General features: G+C 60.2%; 20 protein-coding genes. 8 read left to right on the top strand and 12 right to left on the bottom strand.

The genetic code is table 11. The features are described from left to right. Positions 1-19: 19 nt before the first annotated feature. From KDL09_RS11850 to zwf, 5 genes are read right to left on the bottom strand one after another with little or no spacing between them, the layout of a single operon-like run. Positions 20-457 carry a hypothetical protein gene (locus tag KDL09_RS11850; RefSeq protein ID WP_294385056.1) on the bottom strand — a complete coding sequence of 146 codons (438 nt, stop codon included), beginning with the start codon at positions 455-457 and terminating at the stop codon, positions 20-22. 35 nt (positions 458-492) lie between these two features. Further along, positions 493-1,677 (bottom strand): 3-dehydroquinate synthase, encoded by a 1,185-nt coding sequence (locus KDL09_RS11845; protein WP_294385054.1) that lies wholly within the window; start codon positions 1,675-1,677, stop codon positions 493-495. Positions 1,678-1,733: 56 nt separating this feature from the next. Continuing rightward, positions 1,734-2,558, bottom strand: coding sequence for a UbiA family prenyltransferase (locus KDL09_RS11840; protein WP_294385052.1), 825 nt, complete (start codon positions 2,556-2,558; stop codon positions 1,734-1,736). A gap of 39 nt (positions 2,559-2,597) precedes the next feature. Beyond that, positions 2,598-3,608, bottom strand: coding sequence for a glucose-6-phosphate dehydrogenase assembly protein OpcA (locus KDL09_RS11835; RefSeq protein WP_294385051.1), 1,011 nt, complete (start codon positions 3,606-3,608; stop codon positions 2,598-2,600). A gap of 19 nt (positions 3,609-3,627) precedes the next feature. Continuing rightward, positions 3,628-5,169, bottom strand: a complete 1,542-nt coding sequence (zwf, locus tag KDL09_RS11830) for a glucose-6-phosphate dehydrogenase (protein ID WP_294385049.1) — start codon at positions 5,167-5,169, stop codon at positions 3,628-3,630. Between the two features lie 258 nt (positions 5,170-5,427). Here zwf and KDL09_RS11825 point away from each other — a divergent pair, with 258 nt between their 5' ends. The 3 genes from KDL09_RS11825 (at position 5,428) to msrB (ending at position 9,351) form a co-directional block, all read left to right on the top strand. Next, positions 5,428-6,111: a sigma-70 family RNA polymerase sigma factor gene (locus tag KDL09_RS11825; protein ID WP_294385046.1), complete on the top strand. Its 684-nt coding sequence runs from the start codon at positions 5,428-5,430 to the stop codon at positions 6,109-6,111. A gap of 74 nt (positions 6,112-6,185) precedes the next feature. Then, positions 6,186-8,687: a bifunctional serine/threonine-protein kinase/formylglycine-generating enzyme family protein gene (locus tag KDL09_RS11820; RefSeq protein WP_294385043.1), complete on the top strand. Its 2,502-nt coding sequence runs from the start codon at positions 6,186-6,188 to the stop codon at positions 8,685-8,687. 67 nt (positions 8,688-8,754) lie between these two features. Beyond that, positions 8,755-9,351, top strand: a complete 597-nt coding sequence (gene msrB, locus KDL09_RS11815; protein WP_294385040.1) for a peptide-methionine (R)-S-oxide reductase MsrB — start codon at positions 8,755-8,757, stop codon at positions 9,349-9,351. Positions 9,352-9,438: 87 nt separating this feature from the next. On the opposite strand, the gene KDL09_RS11810 is transcribed toward msrB, so the two are convergent. Both KDL09_RS11810 and KDL09_RS11805 read right to left on the bottom strand, forming a co-directional pair. Then, the gene (locus tag KDL09_RS11810; protein WP_294385037.1) at positions 9,439-9,966 is read right to left on the bottom strand and encodes a hypothetical protein; all 528 of its coding nucleotides are present in this window, start codon (positions 9,964-9,966) and stop codon (positions 9,439-9,441) included. A 16-nt stretch (positions 9,967-9,982) separates the two neighbouring features. After that, a complete protein-coding gene (locus tag KDL09_RS11805; RefSeq protein ID WP_294385035.1) occupies positions 9,983-11,269 on the bottom strand; it encodes an O-acetylhomoserine aminocarboxypropyltransferase/cysteine synthase family protein in 1,287 nt (428 codons plus the stop codon). Positions 11,270-11,384: 115 nt separating this feature from the next. On the opposite strand from KDL09_RS11805, the gene KDL09_RS11800 reads away from it, so the two are divergent. From KDL09_RS11800 to KDL09_RS11790, 3 genes are all read left to right on the top strand, one after another. Continuing rightward, a complete protein-coding gene (locus KDL09_RS11800; RefSeq protein ID WP_294385032.1) occupies positions 11,385-12,074 on the top strand; it encodes a sigma-70 family RNA polymerase sigma factor in 690 nt (229 codons plus the stop codon). Positions 12,075-12,225: 151 nt separating this feature from the next. Beyond that, positions 12,226-13,143 carry an alpha/beta hydrolase gene (locus KDL09_RS11795; protein WP_294385030.1) on the top strand — a complete coding sequence of 306 codons (918 nt, stop codon included), beginning with the start codon at positions 12,226-12,228 and terminating at the stop codon, positions 13,141-13,143. A gap of 48 nt (positions 13,144-13,191) precedes the next feature. Further along, the gene (locus tag KDL09_RS11790) at positions 13,192-14,322 is read left to right on the top strand and encodes an aminotransferase class V-fold PLP-dependent enzyme (RefSeq protein ID WP_294385027.1); all 1,131 of its coding nucleotides are present in this window, start codon (positions 13,192-13,194) and stop codon (positions 14,320-14,322) included. An 85-nt stretch (positions 14,323-14,407) separates the two neighbouring features. On the opposite strand, the gene KDL09_RS11785 is transcribed toward KDL09_RS11790, so the two are convergent. Then, the gene (locus KDL09_RS11785; RefSeq protein WP_294385024.1) at positions 14,408-14,728 is read right to left on the bottom strand and encodes an EF-hand domain-containing protein; all 321 of its coding nucleotides are present in this window, start codon (positions 14,726-14,728) and stop codon (positions 14,408-14,410) included. Between the two features lie 133 nt (positions 14,729-14,861). On the opposite strand from KDL09_RS11785, the gene KDL09_RS11780 reads away from it, so the two are divergent. After that, entirely contained in the window at positions 14,862-17,453 is a 2,592-nt protein-coding gene (locus tag KDL09_RS11780; protein WP_294385020.1) for a VWA domain-containing protein, read from the top strand. Here KDL09_RS11780 and KDL09_RS11775 read toward each other — a convergent pair. Together KDL09_RS11775 and gpmI are read right to left on the bottom strand one after the other, a co-directional pair. Then, complete coding sequence (locus KDL09_RS11775; protein WP_294385018.1) at positions 17,450-17,773, bottom strand: phosphotyrosine protein phosphatase; 324 nt, start codon at positions 17,771-17,773, stop codon at positions 17,450-17,452. The genes KDL09_RS11780 and KDL09_RS11775 overlap by 4 nt on opposite strands. After that, on the bottom strand, positions 17,770-19,320 hold the full coding sequence (gpmI, locus tag KDL09_RS11770) for a 2,3-bisphosphoglycerate-independent phosphoglycerate mutase (protein WP_294385015.1): 1,551 nt from the start codon (positions 19,318-19,320) through the stop codon (positions 17,770-17,772). Before gpmI ends, KDL09_RS11775 begins: the two co-directional genes overlap by 4 nt. A gap of 141 nt (positions 19,321-19,461) precedes the next feature. Here gpmI and KDL09_RS11765 point away from each other — a divergent pair, with 141 nt between their 5' ends. Continuing rightward, on the top strand, positions 19,462-20,844 hold the full coding sequence (locus tag KDL09_RS11765) for an N-acetylmuramoyl-L-alanine amidase (RefSeq protein WP_294385010.1): 1,383 nt from the start codon (positions 19,462-19,464) through the stop codon (positions 20,842-20,844). A gap of 1 nt (position 20,845) precedes the next feature. Here KDL09_RS11765 and KDL09_RS11760 read toward each other — a convergent pair whose 3' ends face one another. Next, positions 20,846-21,397 (bottom strand): HAD family hydrolase, encoded by a 552-nt coding sequence (locus tag KDL09_RS11760; RefSeq protein WP_294385007.1) that lies wholly within the window; start codon positions 21,395-21,397, stop codon positions 20,846-20,848. A gap of 63 nt (positions 21,398-21,460) precedes the next feature. Continuing rightward, entirely contained in the window at positions 21,461-22,042 is a 582-nt protein-coding gene (locus KDL09_RS11755; RefSeq protein WP_294385005.1) for a GNAT family N-acetyltransferase, read from the bottom strand.

Below are 22,042 nucleotides of genomic sequence, written 5' to 3'. Positions count from 1 at the left end.
TGGAGGCGTCAGTGCGCTCTCAAATCAGCAGTGCGATGCAGTGCGAAAGTATCCGCGGCCATCGTCGGCCGTCAGGATGCGCGGCGATGTGCCGCAGGACGGACTCATCGGCGCTCAAAACCGGCGGAAACGCGATGGTCTCAAAAGTCGCCGGAGCAACGGCCAAGACGGCCGCAAACTGGAAAGAATCTGTCTTGAGGGCGGTCAGCGACTCGACCAACGCAGTGTGATGCTCGGTGTCGTCACCGGCAGGCAGATCATCGTGCGAGTGGCAGGGCTCTTCGTGATCATGATCGTGGCAGGCCGCCGAGTGCGGTCCGTGGCAGTGGTCCTGAAGCGTAAAAACACGAACACCGTCATGTTCGCATTCAAACCCACGCACCGGCTTGAACACATGCACCCAAGCCATCGCGAACAGGGCGATGGCGCCGATGAGGATGCGTGCCGGTCGTTTCATAAGCAGCGCAAGTGAACGCGACAGACGTGGAGCCGTCAAGCCTCTGCTTGCCTCTGCTTCAGGTCAACGAGGGCATTGAGGATCTTCACGCGGTTCATTTCATGCACCTCGATCTTCTCGCCGATTTTCGGCACCAGGGTCACCGTCAGTTCGCCGCCAAGGTGTTCGCGAAACTCCTCCAAACCTTCCAAAATCGCGGGCTCGCCAGTGCGCCCCGTGTCCATCAGATGCGGCGAATACGTGGCAAAACCGATGCGCTCGATGAGCCGAAGCACGCGCTCGCAGGTTTCGGCATCGAGAATGCCCTGCATGCGGGAATAGACGAGGTCGACCGCCATGCCGATGGCCACAGCTTCCCCATGCGGAACGGAGAACTTGGAGATCTGCTCCAGTTTATGAGCAGCCCAGTGGCCGAAATCGAGCGGACGGGCCGACCCGAGTTCAAAGGGATCACCACCGGTGGCGATATGCTCGACATGCAGTTCGGCGCTGCGCTGGACGACCTTTTCGAGCGCTTCCTGTTTCAAGGACGCGAGGTCGTCGGCCATCCCCTCGACCTGCTCGAAAAAGGCACGATCGCGAATGAGGGCGACTTTGATGGCCTCGATGATGCCGTTGCGACGCTCGCGGGTGGGAAGTGATTCAAGAAAGACAAAGTCATTCACGACCGCAAAGGGGACGGAAAAGCTTCCGACCCAGTTCTTTTTGCCAAAGTAGTTCACGCCATTTTTGACACCGACACCACCGTCGCCCTGACTGAGCGTGGTGGTGGGAAAACGCACATGGCGGATGCCGCGATGCGCCGTCGAAGCCGCAAAGCACACGAGATCTAGGGACGCACCGCCACCGATGACAAAGACATAGCTATGACGATCAAGCGCCGCCTCATTGATCGCATCCCAGCAGCACTCGACGAGGCGGAAGTCGTTTTTGCACGGTTCGCCGCCGGGGATGACGATGGGATCATCGGCCATGGTGAACGTTTCCGCATGCACCTGCCCGTAGGCCATGATGTCGTCGATGAGATCACGGTTGGCGGATGCCACGGCCTCATCCACAAAAACCAGCACGCGGGGGATCTTGTGAGGCTGCTCGAGTCGGAGAAGGTCACGGATCGTGTTGTTCCGGGGCGCGAACACTTCTCTCGTAAACAAGATGCGATGGGTGTGTTCGAGCCTGATGATTTTCTCCAGCATTGGGGGCGGGTTCTTTGCCTGCAAGAGCGTTGGAGGTCAAAGGGAAAGGCCAAACGGCCTGCGGAAGAACGATCTTGCGCTCAGGTCGCCGCCACCCAGCGCTGCCAGAGGCGGAGGAGCGGGGCGAGTGCTACGAATCCGAGAGCAAGAACAGGCTGTGTTGTGAGGACCGCCATGGCATCGACAACAGGGATGCCCGCGAGAAGCAAACCCACTGCGGCATCAATGCGAGACGAGCGGAGACGAATCATCGCACTGACTGCCAGCAACGCGAACACAGCCGGCACGATCAAGATCGCGATCGGCAGTGCCGAGTCCCAGCTCCAACGACCAATCGGACCTGTCAGCAACGACAGAACTGGAGCCCACAGCAACCACAAAGCCGGCCCCCTCCCGCCAGAACGCGCCGCAAGACTCAGTCCGACGACGTAACAGCCGAGCGCGATGGCGGCAGGCAAGACCGTCTTCGCCAATACGCTGGCCGCCATCAAGTAGAGCAGCATCCGGCATGCTCCCATGACAACCACCGAACCCGGCCAGGGTTTGTGATAGAGGTCATAAAACAGGATGGCTGCAACGAGCCCCAACGTGATCCAAACATTGGCTCCGGCAAAAATGGCGATGCCAAAACCAACGACCAGCATGGCGACTCCCACGCCCCACACCGCGCCGAGGCTCACCTGCCCGCTCGGGATGGGCCGCTCCTTGCGATGCGCGCGGTCAAACTTCACATCAGCGGCGTCGTTCAAAATCATGCCGCCAGTGTAGAGCAGCGAACCGGCGAGAATGAGCCAGCAGAGACGCGCATCAGCGAGCGCACCGCCCGCGAGGAGCCATGCGGCGGTGACATTGGTCCAGACCGTGGGAAGGTTGGAGATGCGGGCGAGATGAAGCCAGGGGCGCATGGGCGCAGTGTTGAAATCCGCCGGACGAATGTCGAACGGTTATTTCAGCATGCTGCGCACAAACGGGAGCATGTCTGAGTAGAGCGTGCTGCCGTGGAAGCGGGAGAGCTGTTCGCTGACGAGTTCGTCGTCGCTGTCCACATCGGCCGGAAGAAGCTCCTCATGAGTGTGATCACCGCAGGTGGCGCAGACGCTGAAAAAGCAGGACTCACAGTCACGCCTCACCTCGCCACGAACGCCTTCGCCTTCGAGCACGAGGCTTTGAAGCGCAGGTCCGGTGTCTTTCTCAATCAGATCGAGGCCAAGCGTGGTCTTCAGCCGCTGGTTGATCCATGCTGCGAGGAGCAACGCAGTGGTGCGCTGGCCCTTGAGATGGGTGATGTGAATGGTCCGCAGCTTGTCAAGATTATGAAGGGCGGCGGCGTCCTGAAAGCAACTGGCCAGCGCCGTGCGCATGAAGTGAGAGCGCGTCCACGCAAGATCGCGCACGTCGAAGCCGCCGGTCTCGGCGTGCATCGCGGTCAGCAGTGCATCGAACTGCTTTGCGGGATCCGCCCAGCGTGAACTGTCGATGATCAGCGTGTCGATGCGGCTGTAGAGGCGTTCTTCGAAGTTCTTGGACAAATCGGCCTGCCACCAGACCACGAGTGGCAGATCGGAATCAAGATGCGCAAAGACGATGTTCTGCACCTGCGCGGCGTTGCCGCCTTCGAGCAAGAAACTGATCTGCTCGCTGCACACGACTTGCTTGCCCTGATACGGCCGGCACAGCGCCTGAATCCACGCACGTGCCCGCGGCGGCTGCGCTTCGGGCAGCGCAAGAATGAGCAGGGCGCGACAGGCGTGGCGCGCAGCCACGTGGTCGAGCAGATCATTGTCAGCAATGAGTTCTCCGCTGTTTTCCGTGTAGATCGCGAGATTGATGAGCGAGGCCCGCGTCTTGGCTTCGTCCCCTTCCCACAATTGCTTCAAGGCACGATCGATGCGTGCGATGGGCGTCTCCAGGCCGAGACGGTCGAGGTCGGATTCGTTGAGCGTGGAAGGCGGCATGATGATGTTTCCTTCCAGTTTAGAGCAGACGCCATTCCCGTCCGTCTGCTCGGAGCAGGTCATCAGCCTCCTTCGGTCCCCAGCTTCCGGCGGGGTACTCGTGCATCGGCGGCGGCGTGGCGGACTTGTGCCAGGCGTTTTCGATTTCATCGATGAACTTCCAGGCGTTCTCGACTTCATCGCGGCGTGCAAACAAGGTGGCGTCACCAGCCATGGCATCGAGCAGGAGACGCTCATAGGCCTCGGGGCTGGCCTTGCCGAAGCTCGACGAGTACCGGAAGTCCATCTTCACCTGCTGCATGCTCATCGCCTGGCCGGGCTGCTTGCACAGGATGCGCAGAGCGATCCCCTCGTCTGGCTGAATGCGGATGACGAGCGTGTTGGCGCTGTCGTTGAGCAGCTTGGTGGTCGCAAACGGGACCTGTGGCGGCTTTTTGAAATGCACGCTGATCTCCGTGGCCTTCTTCGGCAATTGCTTGCCCACGCGGATGTAAAACGGAACCCCCTGCCAGCGCCACGTGTCGATCATAAGACGCAGGGCAACATAGGGTTCGGTCTTGGACTCGGGATTGACGCGATCCTCCTCACGATAACCCACACGCGGCACTCCATCGACACTGCCTGCGGTGTATTGGGCACGGATCACATTTTTGCCAACGGCTTCAGGCCCGACAAGCGGACGCAGGGCGCGGATGACCTTCACCTTTTCGTCACGCACGCTGTCAGCGCTGAGATCGGTCGGAGGCTCCATCGCCACAAGGGTGAGCAACTGGAAGAGATGGTTCTGCACCATGTCACGCAGCGCACCAGCAGTATCGTAGTAACCGCCGCGCCCGCCCTCCATGCCAAGATTCTCGGCACAGGTGATCTGCACATGGTCAATGTAGCGGCTGTTCCAGTTGGGTTCGAAGATCGAGTTCGCAAACCGCAGCACCATGATGTTCTGCGCCGTCTCTTTGCCGAGGTAATGGTCGATGCGGTAGGTGTCCTTTTCCTCGAAGGTTTCGGCCACGACGGCATTCAAACCACGCGCGGTGGCGAGATCCTTGCCAAAAGGCTTTTCACAGACGACGCGCGCCCACTTGCCACCCACGCCTTCGTTGAGTCCGGCGGCGCGGATCATCTCGAGGATCGGTTTGAAAGCCTCAGGGGCCGACGCGAGGTAAAACAGCCGGTTGGCTGGCGCTCCGCGCTCCTGGTCAAATTTGTCGAGCAGCAGCTTGAGCTGCACATAACCGGAGGGATCTTCAAACTCGCTGCGATGGTAATGGATGCACTGCTCAAAACTGCCCCACAACTCGTCATTGTGCCCCTGACGGCTGTTTTTGCGGTTTCCCTCTTCGAGTTCCGCGCGAAACCCCTCGTCCGTCTTGTCGCGGCGGGCGAAACCCACCACCTTGAACTGCGGAGGCAGGTCGCCGGCGGCAGCGATGTTGTAGATGGCGGGGATCAGTTTGCGGTGGGTCAGATCGCCGGTGGCGCCAAAGATGACCACGGTGCAAGGTTCCGCCCGGTGGCGGGAGAGCAGCGTCTCTTGAAAGGGGTTTTCCAATTCGGACATGGTTTTTAAGCAGGGACTGCGCCACAAAGTCGGCGCAGGACGGCCAGACTAACGCGCCCCCAAACGATGGCAACCGGCGATGCCGCGCCACCCCTCCACCTTTGATGAAATGACTTCATGCACGACATGAACCGGGCTGGTTCATGACAATGCGTGCCCCCGCCGCCACAAGCACTTCTCTTTCGTCAAAATTCTCTCTGCGGAGCGGGTTTCAAAGGTTTGACAGCACGGCTCATCCGTTGAGAATCAGCGCTCATAATGAGCAAACCGGTGCCAGAGCCAGAAGATATTCCAGTCCCGGAAGACGCAAAGAAAGACAAGGGCTTGTGGGAGAAAACCCGCAAGAGCCTGATCGAACGCCTGAACAATTGGGAAGACCAGCGGACTTGGAACGAGTTTTACCAGACCTACTGGCGCCTCATTTTCAGCGTTGGCACCAAGGCCGGCCTCACCCGCGAGGAGGCGTTCGACGTGGTACAGGAGACGATCATCGCCATTGCCCGCCAGGTTCAGAAGGGGCAGTACGATCCGCGCGCCGGATCGTTCAAGGCTTGGCTGCTGCAGATGACACGCTGGCGCATCCTGGACGTCTTCCGCGCACGCAAACGTCAGCCCTCCCTGGCTGACCAAGGCAACGCTGACAGTGAGGACACCAGCGGCCAAGTGATCGACCGCCTCTCTCAGGACAAAGACAACCTTCTGGAGAACATCTGGGACCGTGAGTGGCGTGATAACATCACCGCTGCGGCCCTCGAACGCGTGAAGGCCAAAGTTTCACCCCGGCAGTTTCAGATTTTCGACTGCTATGTCATGAAGGGCTGGGGCGTGAAGAAGACCTCCGAAGCCCTCGGCATCAACGCCGCCCAGGTCTATCTGGCCAAGCACCGTGTCGGAGCCTTGGTAAAGAAAGAAGTTCAGGCGCTTGAGAACACGATGCTTTAGTGGGAGACTTCCGAGCGCCCGTCCTGGCCTGTCCCGTCCAGGGCCGGTCGCCAGCCTCCTCCCACGTCCGCTTCATGAGCGATTCAGCCGTCCCGCATGCAGAGCTTCCGCCACCGTCCAATCCTGCGGACGAGGAAGTGGACGCGCCTGTCCCGGGGGAATTCCTGGCAGGAGAAGAATCTGAATCCTCTCTCTCAGACTCCACGGAGGTCGAACTCCCTCCCCCGCCCACTCATGCGCAGGCGGAACTGGTGAAAAAACGAGACCGTGAAGGTCCCCCCTCCCACCGAGATGACATCGTCATCCCCGACTACACGCTGCTCAAGCGCATCGGCTCCGGCGCTTATGGCGAGGTCTGGCTGGCACAAAGCGTGACCGGAGCGCTGCGGGCCGTGAAAATCGTCTGGCGCGAGGACTTTGAGCTCACCCGCACCTTCCACCGTGAGTTTCAGGGCATTCAGCAGTTCGAACCCATCTCGCGCGGCCATCCGTGCCTGGTTCACATTCTGCACGTGGGCTGGAATGAGAAACGCGGGTTCTACTACTGCGTGATGGAACTGGCCGACGATGCGGAGGACGGCGCGACCATCCATGACGTGAAAAGCTACGTTCCGCGCACGCTCACGACGGACATGAAGCGCCACGGGCGGCTCGATCCCTTTTTCTGCCGCGACGCCGGCGTGTACATGGCCGACGCCCTGCACTACATGCACAACCACGGCCTCACACACCGTGACATCAAGCCCTCCAACATCATCTTCGTCGGCGGCGTATGCAAACTGGCGGACATCGGGCTCGTCGCCGCCTTCGGTGAGCGCACTTTTGTCGGCACCGAAGGCTTCGTGCCGCCGGAAGGTCCCGGCACCCCGCAGGCTGACATCTACAGCCTGGGGAAGGTGCTCTATGAAATGAGCAGCGGTAAAGACCGCATGGAATTCCCCGAAGTGCCGGACAATCTCTCCGATGAGGAGTGGCCTTTCTGGATCGATCTCAACCGAGTGATCTGCCAGGCCTGCGAGAGCGATCTCGAACGGCGTTTCGCCAACGCCTCGGACTTCGCCGAGGCCCTGCAGCATGTCGGCGACAAGAAGCCGGAGACCTTCGTGCGTCGTTTCAGCCGTGCGGCCATTCTTACCACGATGGCGTCTTTCCTCGTCGCAAGCAGCATCGTGATGGCCAGGCATCAGCGAGAGTGGGCCTACGCCATACCGCTCCCTGAACGGCCAAAACCGGTATTGCCCGTCCGTCCACAACCGCCCACGCCGGGGAAACCCTGGCAGAACCGGCTCAAACAATGGTTCACCTACAAGCAGGACCGTCATGTGGCCGATCAGCCGCTGGATCCCGGACTGTTTCGCAGTTTTCTTGGAGACGAACGACCGGCCGAGTATGGAGTCGTCAAATTCATCCTGCCTGACAAGAGCACCCTGCTGGGAGCGGCCATTACCAAGGAGGACGCTGATGCTTTCTGTGCTTGGATGACCGAAATGGACCGCAGGAGCGGCCGTCTGGATGCCGACCATGAATATGTCTGGCAGCCGGTAAGTCTCCCGCGTTCTCCGGATTCCTCTCCTCCCCGCAAGGGCCACAGCGCCATCCGCTGTGAGATCGTGGCCGTGAAGTACGGCAGCCTCAACATCGCCAGCACTCCTTCCGGCGCCGACATCTTTGATGGAGACCAGTTGATCGGCCGCACCCCCATATCGCTCAAAAAAGTCCGTGCCGATACCTTCAACTACGAAGTGCGTCTGCCCGGCTACAAGCCTGAAGCCGCCAGTGGCAGGTTGAAGGAACAGCAGAGCATCAGTTTCAACCTGCGCCTGAAGGCCACCGGCGCCGTCGTGTTTGGAAAAGCCTGGCAGAACAGCCTTGGCATCAAGTTCGTGCCGCTCGGCAAGGCCATGCTCGCCAGCATCGAAACCCGGCGCAAAGACTTCGCGGAGTTCGCCATGGCCACCAATCAACCACCTGTGGATGGACGAATCCTTGACTCTGCGGTCGATCTGCCCGTGACCATGGTGAACCGCAGCGAGGCGGAGCAGTTCTGTCGCTGGCTCACGGACCGAGAACGCGGACGTGGTCTGCTGGAACCGGATCAGGAGTATCGCCTGCCCACGGATGACGAGTGGAGCATGGCAGCCTATCTTTCGCGCGAGGTGGGCAAAACGCCCGCTGAGCGCAGCCTGCGCATCGACGGCATCTACCCTTGGGGCTTCATCTGGCCTCCGCCCACGAAGTCTGGCAACTTCTTCGACAAGAGCGCCGACAAGACCGGCAAAAAGTCCATTCCCGGTTACAACGACGGCGCTGCAGGCCCGACTGTCGCAGGCACTTTCCGTGCCGACGGACGCGGCCTCTTCGACCTGTCAGGCAATGTCTGGGAGTGGGTGTCTGACTCGTGGAAGGACATGCCCGATCAGGGCGTGCTTCGTGGTGGTGCCTATACCACCGCCGAACGCCAGGAACTGCTCGCCTCCTATCGTCGCCAGTCGAACTCGGCGGACCGTCACCCAGACGCCGGTTTCCGGCTGCTGCTCTGGAATATCGGCCAGATGGCACGTGCGGATGAAGACTGATGCCGCAACTAATCGCTGGAATAAGCAATCTTCATTCCCTCTCCCACGTATCAAAAAGATCGACGCCATGAAACTCCGATTCGTACTCTTTTCCGCCCTCGCCGCCGCATTCTCCATCGTTCACGCCGAGGACAAACCCAAAGCCGACTCCAAGGACATGACCAAACCCGAAATCGTGAAGTCTGACGAAGACTGGAAGAAACTGCTCACCCTCGAACAATTTGAAGTGACCCGCCAGCGCGGCACCGAACGCCCCTTCGGTCACATCTATGAGGAATTCGAGAAGCAGGGAGAGGGCACTTACTACTGCGTGTGCTGCGGTGCCGAGCTCTTCACCTCCAAGGAAAAATTCCATTCCGGCTGCGGCTGGCCTTCCTTCTACGATTCGTCCAAGGCCAAAGGCGTTCTCGAAAAAGTAGACGACAGCCACGGCATGCACCGCGTCGAAACCGTCTGCAAACGTTGCGGCGCACACCTTGGACACGTGTTCGAAGGCGAAGGCTTCAAGACGCCCACCAACCGCCGATTCTGCATCAACGGTGTCGCTTTGAAGTTCGTCCCCAAAGGCGGCGAAGCGCCCAAGCTTCTCGAAGTCAACTCAGAGGCGGTGCAGAACAAAAAAGACGAGGTCGCCAAGGAAGGCGGAGTCGAGCCGAAGAAGTGAGAGGCTCGCGTTTCAAATTCAAGATTCCAAGTTTCAAGAAACCTCCTGAAACTTTGAGATTGAGACCTGAAACTTAAAACCCGGCTCTCACACCTTCCCCGTCTTCACAAAGTCGATGATCTTCCGATCATCGTCCCCGGCCGCCCAGGTCACCCGCAGAAAATCACCGGGATGAATCTTGTGCTGCACAAAGAAGGCGCGATCACCGCCGCAGCCATACATGGTGTCGGGATCCATTTCGCCGCGCAGTTTGGCCCGCGCTTTGACGATCAAACGCGGCAGCCACGGTATGCCTTCGACGGCGGCAGGCTTCGGCGGCAATTCAGACGGCGGAATCGTCTTTCCGCTGAACTGTCCGTCCATCACCACCTTGAAGTAGTCACGCCGAACCGCCGCCACGAGCAGCGCCGTTTCGAGCGTCGGCCCTTCGGCGCCGTAGCGACAGTGATCATCGACGAAGTCGAAAAACTCCTGCGTCGTATAGCCGATGGAGGTCAGGAAGGCCTTATCGGCATCCGTGAACCATTTTTCGCCGCGCGTGTCGCCGGCTCGATGCAGCTTGGCGCAGCGTTCAAACAGTTCGCGGAAGGTGGTGTCCCAGGTTTGCTCGTTCATGTTGGTCATCCTCACTCTATACGGCTTTCGCGAGTGCTTGGTCGAGGTCGGCGAGAATATCATCGATGTGCTCGATGCCGATGCTGAGGCGGACCAGGTCGGGAGTGATGCCACCGGCAGCTTGTGCCTCTTCGCTGAGCTGGCTGTGCGTGGTCGAGGCACTGTGAATGGCGAGCGACTTCGCATCGCCCACGTTCGCGAGGTGACTGAAGAGCTTCAGGTTGTCGATGAACTTGCTGCCGGCATCCTTGCCTCCCTTGATGCCAAAGACCACCATGCCGCCGCCTTTGCCGCGCAGGTACTTCTGGTTCGCCGCATACTGCGGATCATCTTCAAGGCCTGGGTAGCGCACCCAGGTGACGCCGGGATGCGCTTTGAGATGCTTCGCCACGGCGAGCGAGTTTTCGCAGTGCCTCTCCATGCGCAGCGGCAGCGTCTCGATGCCCTGCAGCAGGAACCATGAATTGTCCGGCGCGATGCACGCACCGAGATTGCGCAGAGGCCCCGTCCGCATACGCAGAATGTAAGCCAGCGGCAGAAGCGGTTCCGGCAGGTCGATCCCCCAGCGCAGTCCATGGTAGCTGTTGTCCGGGTTGGTGTAGAGGGGATGTTTGCCTGCGGCCCAGTTGAACTTGCCGCTTTCCACTACGATGCCGCCGATGCCCGCCCCGTGGCCGCCAAACCACTTCGTGAGCGAATGCACCACGATGTCAGCTCCATGTTCGAGCGGTTTGGTCAAATAGGGTGTGCTGAAAGTGCTGTCCACGATCAGCGGCAGACCATTGTCATGCGCGACCTTCGCGATCGCCTCCAGATCGGCGATTTCCAGGGCAGGGTTCGACACAGACTCGCAGAACAGAGCGCGCGTCTTGTCGTCGATCGCCTTGCGGAAGTTTTCCGGATCATTGCTGTCCACAAACTTCACCGTGATGCCGAGCGCAGGCAGGATGTCATTGAACTGCGTGTAGGTTCCGCCGTAGAGATTGCGCGCGGAGACGATGTTGTCTCCAGCCTGGGCCAGATTGATGATCGAGTAAAACACCGCGCTCGTGCCGCTGGCAAGACCGAGACCGGCCATCTCAGGTGCGCCTTCAAGCAGCGCGACGCGCTTCTCCAGCACGTCCGTCGTCGGATTCATCAGGCGGGTATAGACGTTTCCCAGTTCTCTCAGAGCGAAGAGATTCGCCGCGTGTTCGGTGTTCTTGAACACGTAGCTGGCGGTGCGATAGACCGGCACCGCACGTGCACCTGTGGTGGGATCGGGTACCTGACCGCCGTGGAGACAAAGGGTTTCGAGCTTCATGATGTCTGGTGTGTTTGGTTGGGTGACGGGAGCGAGCTTGGATGCTAACCAGCCGCATCCGAGGCGTCAATGCATCATCCGCAACCAATTCGGCCCGCCGTGGTTTACATCGCGCATGATCCTCGCTAGCATGGCGTTCACACCGCCAGCCTACCTCATGCCCGAACCGGAACGGACCGCTCCTATCTCTTCGCCGCAGACATCTGCCGACGGCGCGGAGGAGTCTTCCGACCAGGAGAGCATCCGCCTGATGCTCCGGGTGAAGGAAGGCGACGTGAAGGCGTTCGAGCGCCTTGTGGAAATGCATCAGAACGCCATCGTCGGCACCTGCGCCCGCATGTTGAACAACATCGAGGACGCACACGACATCGCGCAGCAGGTCTTCATTCGTGTCTGGCGCAGCGCCCCTCGCTACGAAGCCACTGCCAAGTTCACCACCTGGCTCTATACCATCACCCGCAACCTCGTTTTCAACGAAACCCGCCGCCGCTCCCGCCGCAAGGAGGTCAGCATGGAGCAGGAAAACGAGGACGATCCGCCAAAATACTTCGCTGATCACAGTACGCCTGGGGCCGACCACATCACCCAGCAGACCGAACTGGAGCAGGCCCTCGACAAAGCAATCGCTTCCCTGCCCGAGAAGCAGCGCATCGCAGTCGTTATGCGCCGTCATCAGGACCTCCCATATGAGGACATCTGCGCCGTGCTGAAAATGTCCCTCCCCGCTGTGAAGAGCCTCCTCTTTCGCGCCCGCACCGAACTGAGGAAACACCTCGCGGCGCATCTGGGTGAAGACGTCGACTGATAGCAGGCCAGACGAGTTTGCCGGGTTCCGGCCGTTCTTCGCGATAGTGCTTACTCAGTCGCCCGCGCATTCTTTGTTCCGCATAGGCTGATCGATCTCTTCACTCGGCCAAAAGAGCAACATCTCCCCTTTCCCGTCGTTTCACCACATCATGCGACTCCTCCTTCCGCTGCTCTTCGCCCTCTCGCTTACCGCTGTCGCTCAAAAGGCCGGCAAAACCAAGCCGACGATCAAACTGACCGATACCGAAGTCGCGACAAAGGAGATCGTTTATAAAACCACGCCACAGGGCGAGTTAAAGCTGCACGTCTTCTCGCCTGCGGGTGAAGTCCAGGCCGCAGTGCTGCGTCCGTGTGTTGTGTTCTTCTTCGGCGGCGGCTGGAAGAGCGGTTCCTACCTGCAATTTGTGCCACAGGCCGAATACCTCGCGAGCCGCGGCCTGATCGCCATCAGCGCCGATTACCGCATTCTCAATCTGCACAAGACGACGCCGGACAAAGCCGTGGAAGATGCCAAGAGCGCAATCCGCTGGGTGCGCGGTCATGCGACCGAGCTCGGCATCGATCCCAGCAAGGTCATCGCCGGCGGCGGTTCCGCGGGCGGCCACCTCGCCGCCTGCACGGCGCTGGTAAAAGCCTACGACGCCGAGTCTGATGACAAAAACATTTCTGCCGTGCCCAACGCGATGGTGCTCTTCAATCCCGCGATGAACATCGCCACGCTCTTCAAACAACGCGAAACCGGCGACGGCCCGATGACATTGGAGATGGCCGAGGCGATCACACCAAACAACTTTGTCGCCAAGGACACGCCGCCGGCCATCCTGTTCTTCGGCACCGCTGACAAGCTCAAGCTGGGAGGTGATGAATACATCGCGAAGGCTCGTAAACTCGGCCTGCGCGCTGAGATGTGGACCGCCGCTGACATGCCGCATGGCTTCTTCAACCGGGCACCATGGATTCAAGTGACCGCGAGGAAGATGGACGAGTTTCTCATCTCACTCGGCTACCTTGGCGGCGATCCAACAATCAAACTGCCTGAGAACGCACCAGAATTGAAAGCCGAGTAGCACTGGCTGCTTATCGAATGGCGACGAATCGTCACCACTCCTCACGCCATGCTTACCGACTCCTCACGCGCCGCTGATTTTCCCAGCCTGAACGGCATCCATTACCTCAACACCGCCGCAGAGAGCATCCCGCCGGTTTGCGTGAACGAGGCCGTGAATGAATACATGCAGCACAAATCGCTCGGCATGCGCGGACGTGATTTCCACTTCCCGCGCGTCGAGGCCTGCCGCGAGATCACTGCGAAGCATCTTGGACTCGCCACGAATGAGGTCTCCTTCTGCTCCTGCAGCTCGGAGGCCTATAACCTGCTCGCCAGCGCTCTCGATCTCACTCCGAATGACGAAGTCGTCGTCACGGATCTCGACTTCCCCGCCGGTGCCACGCCCTGGCTCACCGCACCGGAACATGCGCGGCCAGTTTCACATCTTTGGAAGAACAACCACGGCGCGTTGAATCTCGTCGATCTCGCCTCGTTGCTGAGTGAGCGCACCAAACTCGTGCAAGTCAGCCTGGTGAGTTTCTACAACGGCCACCGCATCGCCTACGCGAAACTGCGCGACATGGTGCGCCTGCTCGCACCGAACGCCGTGCTCGCCGTCGATGTCACTCAGGCGCTCGGGCGCGTCGTGCTCGACTGCCAGGACGCCGACATCCTCATCTCCAGCACACATAAATGGACGCTCGGCATCCACGGCGGCGGCATCATCGGCATTCCGAAGAAGTCCGCGGCACGGCTCACCACGAAGGCGGGAGGCTGGTATCACATCTCGAACGCCTTTGATGCGGATCGATTTGAAAGCGCTCGCGTAAAGTCCGGCGCACTCAGCTTCTCCGTCGGCATGCCGAGCTTCGCCGCGCTCTATGCGCTGAATGCCTCGCTGCGTTACCTTGATCAAATCGGCGTCGCGACCATCGCCGCGCACGCCGATCCGCTCGTCGCACGTGTGCATGCCGGACTGAAGGAACTCGGCATCACCACGCTGTGCCCGGCGCAACCCGACAATCCCAGCGGCATCGTGGCCTTCACACACGAAAACACTGCGGCGATCAACGAGGCACTGCTCGCTGGAAACATCCACGTCATGCACCAGGTCGGCCGCATCCGCATCGCCATCCACGGCTACAACACAGCGGCGGATGTCGATAAGCTGCTGGCAACGCTGCGGAGCGCGCTTTGAAAGTGTTACAGGCTACCAGCCTGTTCTGGACGAGCTTTCGCGCACATCCGGACCACTGGCTGGCAGTCTGTTTCACACTTTTGAGCTACTTCTTCGGATGAGGCCCAAAGTCGGCTGCGGTGAGCTGGCCATCTTTGTCGAAGTCGTGGTTGTTGAACCATTTCTCCAAGCTCGCCGGATCTTTGGCGCCGGAATGGCTTTTGAACTCATCCAGGCTCACACTGCCGTTTTTGTCGGCATCGCAGCGGTTGAGGATGCTCGCAAAGTCGGTGGCGGCCGGACCGGAACCGGGCTTCTTGACGGACGGTGGCTTGGTGCCGTTGGGAGCGGGTTTCTTGTTAGGTTTGACATCAGCTGCCAGAGCGGCAGCCGAGAATGCTAAGAGCAGGAGACCGATGATTTTCATGGTGGGAGGCGGTTGGGATGCCAGTCGTCCTGGGGGAGGGGCGTTCTGTCAGTCGCTAAAACGGCCGGCCTGTTTGTGTCTTAGACAACTTTGACCTTTGAACTTCCAGTTTTGAACTCTAAAACTCCTGTCCTTGGACTGGGAATCACCAAAACTCCTTCTGCTCATCCTGCCAGCCGTCGCGCTGCTGCTTTGGATCGAATCGCGCTCGTCGCATCCGATGTCGGGTTTGCGGAAGCGCCTTCTTCTGGTGACGCGCGCCATCGGCGTGATGCTCGCAATCGCCGCGCTGGCCGGACCGGCGCGTGTGACGCAGACCGGACGCAAGGCTCTCGGCATCATCGTCGATGCCAGCCAGAGCATGGGTGCGGAAGGATTGACGAAATCACTCGCCGAGGCCACGCGTGTGCGCTCGGCCCTCGGAGGAGGCATTGATTCCTTCGTCGTTCAACTCGGAGCAAGACCCGAATTGCTGCCCGAAGCCAGCACGCCTGCAATGCAGGCCGAGTGGCAGAAGAAAAACGGCGGCGACAGCCACTACGCCGCCGCCGTCGAGTTCGCGGAGGCGATGTTTCCCCCAGGCGTAAGCCGCAACATCCTGATCATCGGCGATGGACATGAGGCACGCGGCAGCCTGCTCAATGCAGCGCGTGAAGCAGCGGTGTCCGGCATCAAACTGCACGCGCTGCCGGTTTCCGGACCGCGCAAACCGGATGCGCGCATGATTGCGCTCACGCCGAACCGCACCCGTTTGTTTGAAGGAGCGAGTCTGAGCCTGAAAGCCCTGTTTGAAAGCACGATCGAGGGCAGCGGCACCCTGAAGCTCTACGAAAACGGCATCGAGGTGGAGAAACGTCCCGTCACGCTCAAACCGGGCACGACACAGGAGGTCGTCTTCAATCGCACGCCTTCGACGCGGAACACGTTTCAATACCGCGCCGTGCTCGAAGGCGTCCAAGGCGACACCTTGCCCGGCAACGACAGCGCACTGGCCATTGTCGATGTGCGCGGGCGTTTGCGGCTGCTCTACATCGAATCCGACGCCAGCGAAGGACGCTATCTGATGCAGGCGATGGAGAAGGAAGGCATCGAGCTCGACCTGCGACAGCCGGGCAATCTCGCGATCACGTTTGAACAACTCGGCGGCTACGACGGCGTCATCCTCTCCGATGTTCCAGCACATCAACTCGGCGAGCCGCTCATGAATTCGCTGCGCGATTACGTCGATAAGCTCGGTGGCGGTCTCGTGATGCTCGGTGGTCCCGGCTCCTTCGGTGTGGGCGGCTACTACCGCACTCCGATCGAGGAAGTGCTGCCGGTGCGCCTGAAAGCGCCCGATGAGGAGGAGAAGCAGAGCGCTGCTGTGGCCATCGTAATGGACCGCTCGGGATCGATGGCCGGAGAGAAGCTCGAAATGGCCAAGAGTGCAGCCATCGCGACCGCGGAAGTCTTGGGGCACAACGATTCTCTCGGCGTGTGGGCGTTTGACTCCGAAGCGCACGTTGTCGCACCGATGACGCGGCTCACTTCGACGAATGCGGTGTCGGGCCAGATCGCCGCCGTGGCCTCGGGTGGCGGAACGAACCTGCAGCCGGCTTTTCAACTCGCGCGTGAGGCGCTGTTGCGCACCAAAGCGCGCGTCAAACACATGATCATCCTCACCGACGGCCAAACCGCGGGAACCGGCTACGAACAACTCGCCACGCAATGTCGCGGCGAAGGACTCACCATCTCGACCGTGGCCATTGGCGAAGGTTCTCACGTCGCACTGCTTCAGGCGATTGCTTCCAGCGGCGGCGGGCAGTCTTACTCGACGATGGATGCCAGCAGCATCACACGCATCTTCACACAGGACACGCTCATGCACACCGGGCGAATGATTCGCGAAGAGCCGTTCACGCCCGAACTGAAGGAGAAGGATCCCATCCTCGCCGGGTTCGAGAAATGGGACTCGCCCGCGCTGCTCGGCTACGTGAAAACCACGCGCCGAACCTCGGCGCAGGTGCCTCTCGTCACGGAGACGGGCGATCCACTGCTCGCGCACTGGCGTTTTGGACTCGGCAAAGCGACGGCCTTCACCTCCGATGCGAAAAGCCGCTGGGCTTCGTTGTGGATCGCACGCTGGAATGGCTTCGGCCGCTTCTGGTCGCAGGTGCTGCGCGAGACCGCGCGCGCACCACAGGGCCGGCTCATGGACATCTCGGCACGCATGGAAGGCGATAACGCGCACATTTCCGTCGATCTTCTTTCCGACGCCGGCACACGCGCGAACAACGCGGTCGTCGAAGCGGAGGTGTTTCACGTAGCGGCGGATGCGCTCGGCGCGCCGATGAAGGCGGTGCAAAAAATCACTCTGCGTCAGGATGCTCCCGGCAATTACACGGCCGAGTTCAAACCGACCCAGGCAGGCGTGTATCTCATCCGCGCTCAGTCAGGAGCCGAAATGGTCACCGCAGGGCTCATTCACAATCCTTCCTCCGAGTCCAGCCTTGGGACCGTCAACGAAGCCCTGCTCAAAGAAGCCGTCCGCATCACCGGCGGTGATTACCTCTCGGATTCCAAGCGCCTGCCCAACCTTGAGACAACCAAGGCCGTGCAATACGAAGAGCTCTGGCCCGGACTGCTGCTGGCGCTGCTGATCATCTTCCTGATCGACACCGGCATCCGTCGCTGGGAACATGTGATAGGCCTGTGGCAGCTCATTCCAGTCAGAAGAGCCGTTTAACCCAGCAGCGGCTCAACGCGCTCACGGATCAAAGCCACCAACTCCGGATTCATGAACTCGTAGTCGTCCGGAATGTCGAGCACCTCGATGCGCAGATCACGAACAAGATCCGGAAACTGCTCGCGCAGGCGCGCCTTGTGCTCGCGGTCCATCACCAGAACAAGATCGGCCCAACGCAGCAGCTTTTCCGTCACACGACGTTGCGCCGATACACTCACGCCGGCGCTGCGCGCTTCGACGCGAGGATCGTTTTGATACACCGCCTCGGCCGTCGGGCTGCGCCAGTGATTGCGGGAGCAGAGGAAGAGAAGTCGAATCACTTTTTAACCAACAAACTCTTCCCGGTCATCTCCGCCGATTGCTTCACGCCGAGCATGTCGAGCAGGGTCGGGGCGATGTCGGCGAGCTTGCCGTTGCCGACGGTGTAGTTGGCGGCATCGGCGGCGACGTAGATGCCGTGGACGAGATTGGTCGTGTGGGCGGTGTGCGGAGAGCCGTCGGCGTTGCGCATTTGCTCGCAGTTGCCGTGGTCGGCGGTGATGAAGAGCTTGCCGCCGAGTTCGAGCACCTTTTCGACGATGAGGCGAACGCCAAGGTCGATCGTCTCACAGGCGTGCACACCCGCTTCGACGACGCCGGTGTGGCCGACCATGTCGGGATTGGCGTAGTTCATGATCACGAGGTCGTAATTCTCCAAACGACGCAGCACCTCGAAGGTGAGGTCCGGGGCGCTCATCTGCGGCTTCTTGTCGTAGGTGGGCACTTCCTTGGGCGAGATGGCGAGGTAGCGGTCTTCGCCAGGATTGGGCTCCTCGACACCGCTGTTGAAGAAGAAGGTGACGTGCGGGTACTTTTCGGTCTCGGCGGCACGAAGCTGGGTCAAGCCGGCGGCTGCAACGACCTGGCCCAGATTGTTGTTCAACGTTTCGGTTCCGAAGATGACTTTCGCACCGAGGTCGGTGTAAGTGGCGTCGTATTCGGTGAGCGTATAGTAACCGGTTTTCGGAGTGACTTCGCGATCGAAGCCGGAGAAATCGGGCTTCAAGAAGGCCTCGCTGAGCTGACGGGCGCGATCGGCGCGGAAGTTGAACCACAGGATGACATCGCCATCACGGATGCGCTGCTCGTTGGCGTTTGAGAAGATCATCGGCTGCATGAACTCGTCACCACGCGGGTCTTTCGGATAGGCAGCCTGCACGGCAGCGCTTGGCGCATCGCTGCGCAATTCACCACGACCGAGCACGATGGCGTCCCACGCAAGCTTGTTGCGGTCCCAGCGCTTGTCACGGTCCATGGCGTAGTAGCGACCGATGACGGTGGCGATTTTCGCGCCGCTCGGAGCGAGATCCTTTTCCAGCTTGGCCATGTAAGCCGCACCGCCAGTGGGCGAAGTGTCACGGCCGTCGGTGATGGCGTGAACCATGAGATCCTCGACGCCCGCTGCCTTGGCGGCATTGCAAAGCGCGGCGAGGTGGTCTTGATGCGAATGCACACCGCCATCGCTGATGAGGCCGAGGAAATGCAGGCGTTTTCCTTTCGCCTGCTCGAAAGCCTCAATGAGCACAGGCATCTTGGCCAGTTCTCCGTCGCGGATGGACTTGTTGATGCGGGTGAGGTCCTGATAGACAATGCGACCGGCGCCGAGATTGAGATGGCCGACTTCGCTGTTGCCCATCTGGCCGTCCGGCAGGCCAACGTCCTCGCCGCTGGCGCTCACAGTGCCGCGCGGATAGGTGGCATAGAGGTGGTCGTGGAATGGAGTTTTCGCAAGCAGGGTGGCGTCGCCATTGGCTACGGCTTGGGCTTTGCCGCCGGGATTGATGCCCCAGCCGTCACGGATAATCAGAACAACAGGTTTTTTTGCCATAATGGTGTATGCAGCCCTCCTTGTGCCAAGTCGGGGACAGAATCAAGGGCGAGCAAGAAGCGCCCCCTCAGAACGTTTGCGCTCGATGCCGACTCAGACTATAAAAGGGTGCCTTTTACACGTTTTGCCGTCATTCCTGTCATGACTTCTGGACTGCATTCCAAAATTCCCCAGGCCGTCACCGCCTTCCTCATTCTCGCCATGGCCTCAGCGTCGTGCGATGTGACGCGGGCAGAGGACAAGCCGGGATTCTTCAAGAAGCTCTTCGGCGGAGGCGGCAAGACTGAGACTCCGCCCGCCCCTACACCGGCACCAAAATCGGAACCGGCAAAAACCACTTCGAAAACGACATCCAGCGGCAAGCCTCCAAGGGTGATCATCACGACGACCGGCGGAGGCTCGAAGAAGAAAGTCGAGCTAAACAAGCCGACAACCTCCACTCCGCCGAAAACGGTCGCCAAAACGGAGTCCAAGCCCGAGCCCATCAAGGACGTGACATCCTCGGCCCGGCGCACCGAAGGTGAGTTCAATCCCGATGCGGGCGACAAGCCCTCATCGTCGAAACCGGAGGCGGTGACGGTGCTGCCAGCCAATGGCGGCTGGGAGATCGTGAAGATCGGTGGACGTGACTACGTCACGGCGGAAAGCATCCGCAATTTCTACAACCCTGTCTATGGATTCACCACCTTCCGCGTTCAGGGCAATCACTTCTGGCTCGGCTCCTCCAAGCTCATCCTCAAGGCTCAGGTCGGATCGCAGGAACTGCTCATCAACAACATCAAGTTCATCCTGAGTTTCCCGGTGCAGGAACACAACGGTAAGGTGCTGTTTTCGCGCCTGGATTTGTGCAAGCTCATCGATCCCGTGCTGTATCCCAGCCATATCGAAAACGCCGAGTATTTCGACACTGTCGTCGTCGATGCCGGGCACGGCGGCCATGATGCCGGCGCGCGCGGGATTTACGGTTATGAAAAGGACTTCGCGCTGAAGATGGCCATGGCCGTGCGCACGGCGCTCATGCAACGTGGTTTCAAGGTGATCCTGACCCGGGCCAACGACACCTTTATCAGCCTGGGCGGACGTGTGGCGATCGCCAACCAGACACCAAAGAGCATCTTCCTGAGCTTCCATTTCAACTCTGGCGGCTCCGCAGCCACAGGCATCGAAACCTGGGCGCTCACTCCGCAAAGCGCCGCCGCCACGATCAGCCGCGGTGGTGGCTACAACATCAATGGCGTCACCGGCAACAAGCAGGACTCCGCCAACATCGCTCTCGCCACCGCAGTGCATGCGAGCGTCATCAGCCGTTTCAAGTTCGTCGATCGCGGCATCAAGCGCGCGCAATGGAGCGTCCTCACAGGCTGCAAGCGGCCCGGCATTTTGTTTGAAGGCGGCTTCGTCACCAACGGTGCGGAGTGCCAGCTCGTCGCCTCCGAAACGTACCGCCAGCAGGTTTCTGCCGCCATCGGTGACGCTGTGGTGAACTACCGCAAGGCGCTCGAGTCCGCGATGGCCAAACGCTGAGTCAGCAGGCTGGAAGCTGAGCGTTCAGCAGCTCTTCCAGCCCCACCGCGTCTTCCAGGGTAAACTCGGCGGCCACTAGCGGCTCGTGATGGCTCAGGATGCGTACCGTGCGTGGCACGCCCGCATTGACGGCCATTTGAATGTCGCGGTCGTGGTCACCCACAAGCCAGCTTCGACTTAAGTCGAGACCGTGATCATCACGGGCACGCAGAATCATCTCCGGGCTCGGTTTGCGGCAGGTGCAGGTGCCGACGAGATGGGTGCAGGCATACACTCCGTCAAAGGCCGCAGCATGACGGGCCAGTTCATCCTGCATGCGCGCGTGAATGTCATTCAGATCATCCTGAGACATGAGACCCTTGCCCACGCCCTGCTGACTCGTCACCAAAATGGTCGCGTAGCCACGCTTTTTGCAAAGCGCCAGCGCCTCGGTGATGCCGGGCGGAAAATGAAAGTCCTCCCAACGCAGCACATAGCCGTCGCCTGGCGAGACATTGACGACACCGTCACGGTCAAAAAAAACAGCAGGACGAGGCGACGAAGAGTTAGGCATGCACAGCATGCATAGCGCACAGCGACGGCAAGAAAACTCATCTTTGCAAAAGAGGCGCCGGGCTCAATCACCTGCACCGGTGTTTTCATAGTCCACGGCCAGATTCAGCCCCATCAGCACATAGTCATGCGGTTGCGCCTGCATGTCCCGCAGGTAGTCAGGCAGGCGAAGCAATTCCACAAACCCGCATTTGATGAAGGACTGGACGGTGTTCTTCCGCTCGCCGTTGAATTCTGCTTCCAAGCGCGTCAGTCCCGCATGAGATGCAGCATCCACAAGCCCTCCGAGCAGGGCGCGCAACACCCCCAAGCCGCGATAGTCCGGATGAATTAGGGCATCCACCATGCCGATGTGTCTCTTCCACCCTCCGGGCCGCTGATGCAGCGTGGCATGCCCGGCCACCTGACCGTCCGCCAAGGCCAAAAGCGTCAACCGCTTCTCGCAGTTTAAATCATGGCACCACGCCTCGATTTCATCCGCTCCGTTCAGGCGGTGCTTCGTCAAAAAGCGCTCACCGCTGGGAATGGCCTCGTGAAACCGCGTAAACGCCACTCCGTCATCCTCCTGCAGGGGACGGATCATTGCCTGCACGCCGTTGGTCAGCGTCTGGCGCACTGGATATTTCTCCAAAGCGAATTCGATCAT

Source organism: Prosthecobacter sp. (assembly GCF_020439865.1).
GTDB lineage: Bacteria > Verrucomicrobiota > Verrucomicrobiia > Verrucomicrobiales > Verrucomicrobiaceae > Prosthecobacter.
The sequence above is the reverse complement of the archived record's forward strand: the minus strand, read 5'-3'. Positions and strand labels throughout refer to the sequence as shown.

What these genes read in the sequence shown, in the direction of transcription:
- KDL09_RS11850 (WP_294385056.1), bottom strand. Translation starts at nt 457, where the DNA reads ATGAAACGACCGGCACGCATCCTCATCGGCGCCATCGCCCTGTTCGCG.
- KDL09_RS11840 (WP_294385052.1), bottom strand. Translation starts at nt 2,558, where the DNA reads ATGCGCCCCTGGCTTCATCTCGCCCGCATCTCCAACCTTCCCACGGTC.
- KDL09_RS11835 (WP_294385051.1), bottom strand. Translation starts at nt 3,608, where the DNA reads ATGCCGCCTTCCACGCTCAACGAATCCGACCTCGACCGTCTCGGCCTG.
- zwf (WP_294385049.1), bottom strand. Translation starts at nt 5,169, where the DNA reads ATGTCCGAATTGGAAAACCCCTTTCAAGAGACGCTGCTCTCCCGCCAC.
- KDL09_RS11825 (WP_294385046.1), top strand. Translation starts at nt 5,428, where the DNA reads ATGAGCAAACCGGTGCCAGAGCCAGAAGATATTCCAGTCCCGGAAGAC.
- KDL09_RS11820 (WP_294385043.1), top strand. Translation starts at nt 6,186, where the DNA reads ATGAGCGATTCAGCCGTCCCGCATGCAGAGCTTCCGCCACCGTCCAAT.
- msrB (WP_294385040.1), top strand. Translation starts at nt 8,755, where the DNA reads ATGAAACTCCGATTCGTACTCTTTTCCGCCCTCGCCGCCGCATTCTCC.
- KDL09_RS11810 (WP_294385037.1), bottom strand. Translation starts at nt 9,966, where the DNA reads ATGAACGAGCAAACCTGGGACACCACCTTCCGCGAACTGTTTGAACGC.
- KDL09_RS11805 (WP_294385035.1), bottom strand. Translation starts at nt 11,269, where the DNA reads ATGAAGCTCGAAACCCTTTGTCTCCACGGCGGTCAGGTACCCGATCCC.
- KDL09_RS11800 (WP_294385032.1), top strand. Translation starts at nt 11,385, where the DNA reads ATGATCCTCGCTAGCATGGCGTTCACACCGCCAGCCTACCTCATGCCC.
- KDL09_RS11795 (WP_294385030.1), top strand. Translation starts at nt 12,226, where the DNA reads ATGCGACTCCTCCTTCCGCTGCTCTTCGCCCTCTCGCTTACCGCTGTC.
- KDL09_RS11790 (WP_294385027.1), top strand. Translation starts at nt 13,192, where the DNA reads ATGCTTACCGACTCCTCACGCGCCGCTGATTTTCCCAGCCTGAACGGC.
- KDL09_RS11785 (WP_294385024.1), bottom strand. Translation starts at nt 14,728, where the DNA reads ATGAAAATCATCGGTCTCCTGCTCTTAGCATTCTCGGCTGCCGCTCTG.
- gpmI (WP_294385015.1), bottom strand. Translation starts at nt 19,320, where the DNA reads ATGGCAAAAAAACCTGTTGTTCTGATTATCCGTGACGGCTGGGGCATC.
- KDL09_RS11765 (WP_294385010.1), top strand. Translation starts at nt 19,462, where the DNA reads ATGACTTCTGGACTGCATTCCAAAATTCCCCAGGCCGTCACCGCCTTC.
- KDL09_RS11760 (WP_294385007.1), bottom strand. Translation starts at nt 21,397, where the DNA reads ATGCCTAACTCTTCGTCGCCTCGTCCTGCTGTTTTTTTTGACCGTGAC.
- KDL09_RS11755 (WP_294385005.1), bottom strand. Translation starts at nt 22,042, where the DNA reads ATGATCGAATTCGCTTTGGAGAAATATCCAGTGCGCCAGACGCTGACC.